Below are 11,785 nucleotides of genomic sequence, written 5' to 3'. Positions count from 1 at the left end.
TTTTTTGAAACTTTTTTTAACTTTTTTCATCCAGTGTTTCAACTGCAATACACCATAGTCCGTACGGGATTCGAACCCGTGTTACCGCCGTGAAAAGGCGGTGTCTTAACCCCTTGACCAACGGACCTGAGTTGTTATTTTCAACTCTTACTATTATACCGACTTTTTCTTACTTGTCAACACCTTTTTGAAACTTTTTTTCACCAGTCTTTGAAGACTAGCTCTAACTCCCTGAGAAGGCTCTTGCGGCCTTTGAAGCGTTCATCTGCCCAGAGACGTTCGTAGGCTTCTTGCTTATCTTGGGGCAACTTTCTTCTATAATTATCTAACAAGTCATGAAAGGCATAATAATCATCCAACCATAAACCTCCTTCTGGAAGTCGATGGCTAATCTCTCCTACTTCTTCATAAGCCATTCGATCCAGACGTCGCTTTTGGCTCTCTTGTTTTCTTACAGTATCAAGGATTCGGTTGCGGAATTTTGTTTTGAAGTAGACGTAGAGTTTCTTTTCTTCTTCCACTAGTACTGGATGATTTTCAAGAAGTTCATAAAGGCAGATCATTCCTTCTTGATCCCAGTCTTCTTTCTCCCACAGGTGGAGATAATAATCTTTTCGGCATTTATGGACAATCCCTTTTACCTTTGCATAGTATTTCTCAAGCATTTGCTTTCCCCCTTTCTCTGCTTGTAGTATAGCAGAGAAAGGGGGAAAGAAGGGCCCTAGTTTCCATCTTGTCTCTTTTTAGCTCTCTGATGTTACGGAAATCGTGAATACTCACAAGTGAGGGTGAAAAAAGACAACTGTTTTCTCTACAGTTGTCTTTGCTTTGTAGTTTTAATTGATGAAATTTACAAGAAATGCCCGATTAAAGTTCTGCAATCTGATTAATATTTACTTCTGCTACTGTATCATTCCCAAACATAGAGATAATCATCTTGACTTTGTTGTTATCAATTTCTGTAATCTTACCTGTGTAATCCGCGAAAGCACCGTCAATAATACGAACAGTTTGACCAACTTGGACATCAATATCAAATTCTTGGACAGTTTGACCCATTGAAACTAAAATATCACGAATTTCTTGTTCCAAAAGTGGAGTTGGTTTTGATCTATTTCCGTGTGAGCCTACAAATCCTGTTACGTTTGGTGTGTTACGCACAACAAACCATGCTTCGTCGGTCATAACCATTTCTACAAGAACATAACCTGGAAAGCGATTTTCTTCGATTTCTTTTTTCTTTCCATTTTTTTCCACTTGCACTGTTTGTGTAGGAATTTCAACACGTAGAATATTTTCTAACATATTGTATGTTTGTGCACGTTGCAATAGATTTTCTTTTACTTTATTTTCGTAGCCAGAATAAGTTTGTAGCACAAACCATCCTTTATCAAAACTATCCATGTTTTTTCCTTTCCTAACTGAAGAATTTCAGCGACTAGATCTTTCTCTTACCTTATCTTAAAAAATATTAATAAAACGAATCAATCCGCTAACAATCAATTGGTCAAAAATATAAATCATCACTACAAAGAAAGCAGTGTATTCCATGATAGATTTAAAATCTAACCAACTTTCCTTGCGAGTCGGCCAAGTTGTTTCTTTAAGAAGTTTAAAAATATCCTTAATAAAACGCATCGTTTTCTCCTATCTCGTTTCTCGGTGTGTGGTGTACTTGCCACAGTGTTTACAAAATTTATTTACTTCTAAGCGTGTTGGTTTTGGATTTCCACTAATCTTGATTGAATAGTTTCTAGAACCACAAACCGCACAGGCTAGACTTGCTTTTTTAAGTGCCATAACGCCTCCATCTTACCTATTATAACAAGAATCCTCTGCTTTGACAAGCTTAATTGTTTTTTGAATTCTTAAATCTTGAACTTCAAATTTCTCAGCTCAAGTTTTTTTCTACCTCAAACTCTGTGTTTTAAAAATAAAAAACCTAGGAATCATCCTAGGCTTTATGATGCTTATTTACCAAGGTAGTATTCAGAAACTACGTTCAATTTTTCGTCGAATTCGAATACCAATGGTGGGAAGTTAGGGATTTCTACATCCATGATTTCGTCGTCTGACAAACCTTTGATGTGTTTTACAAGAGCACGAATTGAGTTACCGTGTGCTCCTACGAATACGTTTTTACCATCTTTAAGAGCTGGAGCGATTTTATCTTCCCAGAATGGAAGGGCACGTTCCAAAGTCACTTTCAAGTTTTCAGCATCTGGGATAACTGAGTCGTCAAGTGAAGCGTAACGACGGTCAGTGTGAGCTGAGTGCTCATCGTCGCGATCCATTGCTGGAGGCAATACATCGTATGAACGACGCCAGATGTGAACTTGTTCATCACCAAATTGTTCAGCTGCTTCAGCTTTGTTTTTACCAGTCAAACCACCGTAGTGACGTTCGTTCAAGCGCCATGATTTTTCAACTGGAACCCACAATTGGTCAGATGCTTCAAGAGCCAAGTTAGTTGTTTTGATTGCACGTTTCAATACTGAAGTGTAAGCTTGGTCAAATTCGATACCAGCTTCTTTGATCAATTTACCAGCGTCAATCGCTTGTTGTGTTCCTTTTTCAGACAAATCAACATCAGCCCAACCAGTGAAAAGGTTAGCTTTGTTCCATTCAGACTCACCGTGGCGAGCAAAAACCAATTTTACCATTTGATGGATACTCCTTTTATTTTCCGAGGTTTCCCTCGTTTATCTATTCTATTTTACACAATTTTTCACAAAAAAGCTAGTCAAAATCGATTTAAAAGAGAAGAGGTGAACACCCCTTCTCTCAATGAACAGCTATTCTTGAACTTGAAATTGTTTCAAGCTTGTTAAAAAAAGGGCACCACCGATGACAATGACGATGCCACCAATCCAGCCTAAAAATGGAATCAAGCCTACTACAGAACCTACGATTAACAAAATAGATGGTGCCATTGAAATACGCTTATCATCCTTATAGTAGATTAGAGAGAGAATTCCAAGAATGAGAGTTGCGATTTTTACTAAGGTAAAAACAATGAAAATGATCGCCAAAATTACTCCTGCAAAATCTTCATTTTCAAAAATAGATGCAATCATTAATATAACGACAGGCAAAATTGCCAAGAGCGATCCTGCGATAGTCCCAATAATTCCAGCAACTTGTGCTAGTGTTTTTGTCTTCATAACTGTCTCCTTAAAATGATAATAATTGTTATTCTACCATATTTTATGTTAAATTCAAAGTTCTTCCAAGTAGACCACAATATATTCAGTGGAACTTTGTTTTCCTTTAGTCACACCTGCATTTCTGTATATGTATCTCCAGAGCAAAAATCCCTAAGTCCTTTTAGACCTAGGGATAACGCTACTTATTAAAAGTAATTTTGCAGCTTATTTGGTAAAGATAGACTGACGGAAGTCATCTGTTGTACGAAGATAAGCATTATAAATCTTTTTCTTCAGTAAGTTAACCCAGCTAGCTTCGACTCGGCTTGTAGCATTGTCAATATTACGAACATCCTCTGCTGTCGCCTCATCCATTAGCCTTTGCATATCTTTATAAGATCGAATAGTTACTTGCTTCGTACTATTTGGGTTTCTGAGTTCATACTCAATGGTGATCGGCTTCAATTTTGTCAATTTGTCAATCCGCTCTTGGTACATGGCCTTCTTAAAGGCTGCCCAAGTGTCATACTCACCTTTGAATACATTTTCTAGAACCTTCTGGTCTGTCACTAGACCAACATCTCTTCCGAGCCATCCATCCCAAGTTGTGCTGCCCTCTTTCAGAGCTTCTTCTGACAATTTACCAGATACATATGGGATAAATCCTTCATGATAGCCCTTGGCTGCCAATAACTCATAGGCTGTTCGACGGAACATGACATCACCTGGCGCACCAGTTGGATTGCTAAGCGCTGAATAAATTGGAGAGAATAGACTGAGACTGAGATAACCATTTCGTGCATACTTGCCACTATCCTTGTTTTCACGACGAGTAATGACATCATTGTCAATCAAGGATTCAAAAGTTTTTAGTTTCTTAATCTCTTCAGCAGTGAAGGTCCGTGTCTGGTTACCAGCATGGGTTTGTTTGCCATACTTATCAGTAATATAGTAGTTTTCCATTTTTCTAAACCACTTCATCTTGGCTTCATCTGTCTGCTTCAAGATAGAGCTTGCTTCTAGGTAATCAAGCGTATAGATCATATCAAACATACCATGAACGTAATCTTTTAAGTCTGCTTCATTCTGAACGCGCTCTTTAAAGTTATAAGTATGGAGACGTGTCTTAGAATCCTTATCAACCTTGAATAGAGTATTGAGGGTGATTGTCGCTTCATCTGGGCTTGGTGTAGATTGTAAAAGACCACGAGCGTAAAGTTCTGCCCCTAGACCTTCACGACGACCAAATCCTTCAAAATAAATGGCTCCATCAGAGTTGTGTGTCATCTCATGTGTATACACAGAGTTTCCGTAATCTTCTAACAGACGAGCATTGTCAAAATGGGTCACACTTCCTGTTGCGTAAGCATTATAGCCCTTGCTTGGATACCACTTACCAGCCGGTCCAAAGAATTCCTGCATTGCAGTGGATTGCTTGTCATTTGGTTGAGCCCAATATCTTTGACCATTCTTATCTTTGAGAGCAAAACCATCATAAACCAAGACCGAGCGGAAAAGTTTATCTTTGCTTTCATCACTTAAAATCTTGTACCAGAAATCGTAATGGTCTCTCTGCCATTCAGCTGACTTTCTCACTCGATCTTCAACATAGCTAGCAAGTTCAGCATCTGTACGGACCTTACCATCAACAATATCTCGGTAACGATCATAAGCTCCCATAGAGATGGTAGACATATTGGAAATGATATAGACACCCTTTTCAGTCATGGTCAAAAGCGGTAGCAACATGCTCTTATGTTCCCAATTGTCTGATGTAATCTTATCATAAACTCCGACAGAATACTTACTCTTATCGTTTGCATTGTCTTGGAGTGCCTTGGCTTCTGCAATGTCCGACTTGGCCTCGATAATATAGGCTTTTGTATTATCCTTGAGCCATTCGTTATTAGTCTTATACGGCAAAAAGAGATTACGATAACTTTCTAGATAATTGAACAATCCCCGCTTACCTGTTGCCTCAGACAAGGAAGTATCATAAGCTTGATAAGTATTTTTTGCCTTGAGATTTTCAAAACCAGAGCGACCTAAGGCAATGATCGTGTCTAGTGTCGACACATCGTTATTACCAAAGAAATCAAACTTATAGGCAGATAAATCTTTGACATTGATGGTGTCATAATTGATGTTATACCAACGATTTAGGTAGGTTAAACCGACTAGCAAGGCTTCTTTATTATCGGTGATTTTCTTAGCGATATAATCAGCTACTACAGTTCCCTCGGTATTGATGGACTTGTCCATAGCCAGAACCTTTCGTAACTCCACAGATAAGTTAGCCTTGACTTGATCAAAGGCTTTATCCAAATAAAGATCATCCAGAGATGTTTCTGCATTTATACCTAAGACCGTTCTCACGGCAGCTGAATCTAAAACCACCTTATTCAGCTCTGGTAAAACTTTGGTGAGAATCTTGCTGTAGTCAGATAGGAAGGCTTCCGGAGTATAGAGAAGATTCAAGTCCTTGATAGTATATTCTGCTATAGCCTTATTTTTAAAGTCTCCCTTATAGGTAACTTCTAGATACTGAATGGTATTGTCTTCGTAATGAAGCATGAGACGATTGATGCCTGTCTTATTTCCATGAATATCCGTGATGATCTGCTGATCTTTCATCGGAACTACATCAAGCAAATAGCTGGTGTTGAGCTTATGATCCTCTGCTAGTTTGTTAGCATACGCTACGATTGTTTCTTTATTATAGAATGGCAGAAGTTTTTCCATGTTTACGTAAGCTATAGCACGGTTACTGCCTACTTTCTTCGCCTTACTATAATCTACTGCATAGAGGTTCAGATTGGTGTCGTCCAGGCTTGTCGTGATTCCAAACTCTCCTAGCTTGTCTTGAGCTTGTTCAAGACTAAGTTTAGAGCTAGCAAATGGATCTTCTGCTAGTGTTTCAATTCCTTCGACTGCATAGGCATTGGTGATACGGTCATTTTTATAACCTTGATCACCAGAGATGCTATAGACTCTTGATCCACTAACATTACTCAAGACGTTGTCAATCAAACCATTGTAGTAATTTGAACCAACTACTCCACCAATTTGGCCATTCTTGGTTGAGTTCTGAATTTTCCCTGATGCATAGGAATTAGTGATGCGAGCATTGGCTTCCAAGCGCCCAACTAAACCTCCAAAGCGTTGCTCATTAGTCTTGGCACTCGCTAAAATAGTAACATCTGCTCTACTTTGTGTCAGTAGGGAAGCATTTCCTTTCAGATTTGCGACTAAACCTCCAACATTATAGGCCTTGCTCTGCTTATCATTAGTCTGGATAGTACCTGTAAAGGAACTATTCGTAATTTGCGTGTTAGTTGCAACAACCACTAGCCCCGCAACCTGACTGGCATTTCCTACAACAGCTACTCGCCCTTGAGCAGAGACATCTTGAATGTGAGCATTTTCCGCAGAACGGGCCAAGCTTGCAGAATCATAAGTCCCAACAATATTGACATCCTTCAAATCGATATTTGAAATCCTAGCACCACTCTTGAGATTCTCAAACAAAGGCTTGGCTAGGTTGTAAATAGCATACTGTTTACCATTATGACTACCTGTAAGGCTACCTGTAAAGTTGTTTCGTAAATAAACATAATCGCTTGCTGCCAAGCTTACTTCACTAGCATCTAAATCAGCTCCTAGCACATAGTTGCCTGCCATGTTGCTCTTCATAGCTTCTAACAGACTTGCAAAACTAGTATAAACACCTTGTTGATTTGAATGAGACTTGCTGATGTAGAAGTCATATCCTGGTTTATAACCTGTTTCACTTTCTTGCACAAGCTCAGGCAGAGATACAGTGACCTTATAAACTTCCCTATCATCTTTAGTGCTTTCGGCAATACTCTGAACTGGTAGGAGCATTTCTTTCGACTCGGCAGACTTAACTTTGACAAAGTAATTTGACAAATCACTTGGAACTGCATTCATGGAAATCAAACGTTTATACTGCTCTTTTTCCTTGCTGTAGAATTCAACAGATTCTACATTTCGGATAGAAATTTTCTTATACTCGAGTTCAAATTGACGGCTGTCCTTTTCAAAGTCTGTAACCTGACCTTGATCTAATTCGTAGGTTAATTTTGTCTTCAAAGTATAATTTGTATAATGATCCAAATCACCAATTTTGAGACTGCCTGCAAAATTCGTAATTGGAAGTGAGCGCACAAGCTGGTCACCTTCATATAATTCTGCTGTAGCTCTACGTAATGATTGAGTTTCATCAGTCAGGTTGTACTGAACCGTAACAGAACGATCTTCTGGATTTTCTGTAAGACTGAGGATACTTAGATTTGGTCTAACTTTTGCAACTCCATTTAGAGCCGTTCTAGCTGCTGTCAAGTTCGCCAAGGCTTGATCAACTTGAACTTGGCTAGCTAGTCGATTTGCTAAAACTGTTTCTGCATTTGCAAATTCTCTTGTAAAGTTTGTTTTCTTATCTGAGTCAGCATTTTTATACTTGAAGCTATCCTGGATGTCTTGACTATCTCGGTATTCTGCTTGTAAAGCTTCCTTAGTGACATCTGAACCCTGTAATTGCTCTTTTGCATTTTTAATGCTTGCAACTGCTTGGTTGACTTGCTCTTGACTAGCTTCTGACTGTGTCAATAACTCTTGACCTATAAGGAGTGCCGAGTCGTAACTAGTTTGGCGAGTTGAGATATCGTTAAAATAACGTGCCTGTGATTTAACTTGCTCTGCTTCTGACAATAGATTGTAGAGTGGAATTAAATCAAATTCATCCAATGCTTCAACCTTTGGAGCATCATTTGGAATCATAAACGGACTTGCTGTTCCAATCTTAACAATCTGAGTCACTGGTGGCAAGGTTTCTTCATTAGATAATTCTTGACGATCCAATTCTTGGTTATTTGAATAGTAGACCCTAGTTTTGATTGTACGCTCACCTTCCACTCCAGGAACACTTATAATACGTGAATCCTTGACCAACTCATCAGTATACTGCTCCTCAATCTTAAAGGCTACTTTTTCAACTCTCGTTTCATCTACATAGCTAAGCTCTAACTCAGGAAGGTCAAAACTTGGTGTAGGCTCTGTACCAGCTGTGCCTACTGGTTCTGTGTAGGCTAGGACTTCGTGAACTGGAACAGGTTCTGTACCTACCGTCCCTACTGGATCTGTATACTCTGGGAATTCATGAGCTGGGGCTGGATCTGTACCTGCTGTGCCTACTGAATCTGTGTAGGCTGGGACTTCGTGAACTGGAGCGGGTTCGTCGCCGGCTGTACCAACTGATTCTGTGTACTCGGATACTTCATGTACCGGAACAGGTTCGTCGCCTGCTGTGCCGACTGGTTCTGTATACTCTGGCAAGTCATGAACCGGAGCGGGTTCGTCACCCAATGTGCCGACTGGTTCTGTATACTCTGGCAAGTCATAAACCGGAGCGGGTTCTATACCAGCTGTGCCTACTGATTCTGTGTACTCTGGTAAGTCATAAACCGGAGCTGGTTCGTCACCCAATGTGCCTACTGGTTCTGTATACTCTGGTAATTCATAAACTGGAGCTGGATCGTCGCCTGCTGTGCCAACTGAATCTGTGTACTCGGGAACTTCATGTACCGGAACAGGTTCTGTACCTACCGTCCCTACCGAATCTGTGTAGGCTGGGACTTCGTGAACGGGAGCAGGTTCGTCACCCACTGTGCCTACTGATTCTGTATACTCAGGAATGTCGTGAACGAGAGTGGGTTCTTCGCCAGCTGTACCCACAGGAGCTGTGTACTCTGGTAAGTCATGAACCGGAGCTGGTTCGTCACCAGATGTACCGATTGATTCTGTATATTCTGGAACGTCGTAAACCGGGGCGGGTTCGTCGCCTGCTGTGCCTACTGAAGCTGTGTACTCGGGTAATTCATGAACGGGGGCTGGGTCGTCGCCTGCTGCGCCTACTGGTTCTGTGTACTCTGGCAATTCGTGAACTGGGGCTGGGTCGGCACCGGCTGTACCGACTGATTCTGTGTACTCTGGCAAGTCATAAACCAGAGCAGGTTCGTCACCCACTGTGCCGACTGAATCTGTATACTCAGGGATTTCATGAACTGGAGCTAAGTCGTCACCTGCTGTGCCTATAGGATCTGTGTACTCTGGTAATTCGTGAACCAGAGCTGGATCTTCACCGGCTGTGCCGACTGGATCTGTATACTCGGGAACCTCATGAACGGGAGCTGGATCTTCACCGGTTGTGCCGACTGGATCTGTATACTCGGGAACCTCATGAACCGGAGCTGGGGCGTCGCCAGCTGTACCGACTGATTCTGTGTACTCTGGCAAGTCGTAAACCGGAGCTGGTTCGTCACCGGTTGTGCCGACTGGATCTGTATACTCGGGAACCTCATGAACCGGAGCTGGGGCGTCGCCAGCTGTACCGACTGATTCTGTGTACTCTGGCAAGTCGTAAACCGGAGCTGGTTCGTCACCGGCTGTGCCGACTGATTCTGTGTAGCCTGGAACGTCGTGAACGGGAGCTGGTTCGTCACCGGCTGTGCCTATAGGATCTGTGTACTCTGGTAATTCATGAACGGGAGCGGGATCTGTACCTGCTGTGCCTACTGAATCTGTATACTCGGGTAATTCGTGAACCAGAGCTGGATCTTCACCGGCTGTGCCCAACGAATCTGTATACTCTGGCAATTCGTGAACCAGAGCTGAGTCTTCACCTGCTGTACCTACCGAAGCTGTATATTCTGGTAATTCGTGAACTGGAGCTGGATCTTCACCGGATATACCGACTGAATCTGTATACTCTGGAACATCATGAACGGGAGCTGGGTTGTCACCTGACGTACCTACCGAAGCTGTATATTCTGGTAATTCGTGAACGGGAGCTGGATCTTCACCGGATGTACCGACTGAATCTGTATACTCTGAAACATCATGAACGGGGGCTGGCTCTGTACCAGATGTGCCTACTGGATCTGTGTACTTGGGAACTTCGTGAACTGGCGATTCTTTTAGCAATTGACTACTTTCTGCCGTGCCCACCAGGATAATCTCTGAAACAGGTTGAACTGTCACTTGATCAGACACCAACTCAGATTTTATCACCTTCTGACCAGTACTGTAGCGACGAGTAATCACTGTACGTTCCCCAGATACACCCACCTGAATGGTCTTTGTTTGCCCCTTAACAAGATTATCCGAATAGCGATATTCTGTTTGATAAGGAAGCACTTGCGTTTGACTTTCATCTTGACTAGATAATTGTAACTCAGAGCGATCAGAAATTGAGCTTCCCGACGACACTCGGTCTGCTCCATTGACAAGCTCCAGTTTTTCATCTGTCGACTTGTCTGAACTATCTACTTTTGATATTGCTACCACTTTATCATTTTCAGAACGGTCCACTGATTGATTTAGAGTCTGATTAGCTTTATGCTTAGATTCCTCACCTTGCTCCAGAGCATTTTCCGAAATAGTCTGACTCTTCAGATAACCAATGTATTCAAAATCTTCAATGTTCAAGGGCTGAGGTAGTTGCTCTCCTAGTCCCAAATTTAAAAGCTGATTATAAGCAGCCAGCTCAATATTTGTAACCGCAAGCGTAGCAGGAGAAAGAAGGACAGAACCTAGTCCAGTCACCAATAAAATCGAAGATAAGTATCTTTTCCCATTTTTCCCCTTAGAAATTACCAAGACCACAAGAACAATACCAGCTGTTGCAAAGATTGCTTCCCACATACCAGAGTAGCCAGTACTTGGTAAGTTTCCTATCAATCTTCCTTCTTTTTTCGGACGATAAACCAAGTAGTATGCATCTGTACTTTCCTCTACAAATTTTGGAAGTTCCTTAACAACCAGCGCCTTTTCAACATCTGTCAATTCTGATTCCATAACATATTTATACTGAATCTGAACAGCTTGATTCGCTGCTAACTCTGCTGCTTCAACAGGGTGTGAACCAGTCCCAGCTACAGAACCCAAAAAGAAGCTTCCGATAGTCGCAGATATCAGACCTACTGATAACTTCCTAAAAGAAAAACGTTGACGCTTTTCTCCGTAAAATTGATGTTTCATCACTTAACTTTTTCCTTTATAATAAAATATTAAATCCTTTCTATTCTACCGAATTTTCCTCCAATATACAAGTCTTTTGTTTGCTGCTTGAAATTATTTGACGCTAGGTAATTTCTTAAAGCAACTTCCGCTTATTTGTCCAAAGTGGAAATTAGTCTAAAACACTTTCATATGAGAGGATTTTTTGCGCTCTTTTTTTCGATTCATTTCGCCTTCAAAAGCTATGAAATCAAGCATTAGTAAAACCAGTGGAATTTACCCTGACACGGATTTCCACTGGTTTTTAGGATTTTTATCAGATTAACTTCCACTTCTACTAGCGGTGAAACTTAGTTTGCGAATTTAACTTTTTTATCAAATACCTTGATACACTTGACAAATGGTAGAAAAGGACTTAGTCCTGTGCAATACAGAACTAAATCCTTTACTTAAATTGTTTGTCTAACTTTTTGGGGTCAGTACAGATATTACCATTTTCTAATAAACAAGAGCTTTCCCCAAAACATCTTTTAAACTATTCTTGTTTCAAACTTTTAGATGTATTATCCAGTTTTGAATTCATCTATCACAAACATGTTTAT

At 40.9% G+C, this 11,785-nt stretch carries 7 protein-coding genes and 1 tRNA gene; all 8 read right to left on the bottom strand.

Annotated features, from left to right (window positions below; genetic code table 11):
* Positions 1-55: 55 nt before the first annotated feature.
* Positions 56-127 (bottom strand) — tRNA-Glu (locus QM874_RS09460).
* A gap of 73 nt (positions 128-200) precedes the next feature.
* Positions 201-665 carry a sigma-70 family RNA polymerase sigma factor gene (locus QM874_RS09455; protein ID WP_414317084.1) on the bottom strand — a complete coding sequence of 155 codons (465 nt, stop codon included), beginning with the start codon at positions 663-665 and terminating at the stop codon, positions 201-203.
* Positions 666-867: 202 nt separating this feature from the next.
* Positions 868-1,404, bottom strand: coding sequence for a transcription termination/antitermination protein NusG (nusG, locus tag QM874_RS09450; protein WP_414317083.1), 537 nt, complete (start codon positions 1,402-1,404; stop codon positions 868-870).
* A 57-nt stretch (positions 1,405-1,461) separates the two neighbouring features.
* Positions 1,462-1,638 (bottom strand): preprotein translocase subunit SecE, encoded by a 177-nt coding sequence (gene secE / locus QM874_RS09445; protein ID WP_001211016.1) that lies wholly within the window; start codon positions 1,636-1,638, stop codon positions 1,462-1,464.
* 9 nt (positions 1,639-1,647) lie between these two features.
* Positions 1,648-1,800 (bottom strand): 50S ribosomal protein L33, encoded by a 153-nt coding sequence (gene rpmG, locus QM874_RS09440; RefSeq protein WP_001809375.1) that lies wholly within the window; start codon positions 1,798-1,800, stop codon positions 1,648-1,650.
* A gap of 170 nt (positions 1,801-1,970) precedes the next feature.
* Positions 1,971-2,663 (bottom strand): phosphoglycerate mutase, encoded by a 693-nt coding sequence (locus QM874_RS09435; protein ID WP_045763384.1) that lies wholly within the window; start codon positions 2,661-2,663, stop codon positions 1,971-1,973.
* 132 nt (positions 2,664-2,795) lie between these two features.
* Positions 2,796-3,164, bottom strand: coding sequence for a hypothetical protein (locus QM874_RS09430; protein WP_414317082.1), 369 nt, complete (start codon positions 3,162-3,164; stop codon positions 2,796-2,798).
* Between the two features lie 207 nt (positions 3,165-3,371).
* Positions 3,372-11,204, bottom strand: coding sequence for an SIALI-17 repeat-containing surface protein (locus QM874_RS09425; protein WP_414317081.1), 7,833 nt, complete (start codon positions 11,202-11,204; stop codon positions 3,372-3,374).
* Positions 11,205-11,785: the final 581 nt, after the last annotated feature.

Source organism: Streptococcus infantis (assembly GCF_047463615.1).
In the GTDB taxonomy this organism is placed as follows: Bacteria; Bacillota; Bacilli; order Lactobacillales; family Streptococcaceae; genus Streptococcus; species Streptococcus infantis_X.
The sequence above is the reverse complement of the archived record's forward strand: the minus strand, read 5'-3'. Positions and strand labels throughout refer to the sequence as shown.

Excerpts from the sequence above, each read along its gene's own strand:
- secE (WP_001211016.1), bottom strand. The coding sequence starts at position 1,638 with ATGCGTTTTATTAAGGATATTTTTAAACTTCTTAAAGAAACAACTTGG.
- QM874_RS09435 (WP_045763384.1), bottom strand. The coding sequence starts at position 2,663 with ATGGTAAAATTGGTTTTTGCTCGCCACGGTGAGTCTGAATGGAACAAA.
- rpmG (WP_001809375.1), bottom strand. The coding sequence starts at position 1,800 with ATGGCACTTAAAAAAGCAAGTCTAGCCTGTGCGGTTTGTGGTTCTAGA.
- QM874_RS09430 (WP_414317082.1), bottom strand. The coding sequence starts at position 3,164 with ATGAAGACAAAAACACTAGCACAAGTTGCTGGAATTATTGGGACTATC.
- nusG (WP_414317083.1), bottom strand. The coding sequence starts at position 1,404 with ATGGATAGTTTTGATAAAGGATGGTTTGTGCTACAAACTTATTCTGGC.
- QM874_RS09425 (WP_414317081.1), bottom strand. The coding sequence starts at position 11,204 with ATGAAACATCAATTTTACGGAGAAAAGCGTCAACGTTTTTCTTTTAGG.
- QM874_RS09455 (WP_414317084.1), bottom strand. The coding sequence starts at position 665 with ATGCTTGAGAAATACTATGCAAAGGTAAAAGGGATTGTCCATAAATGC.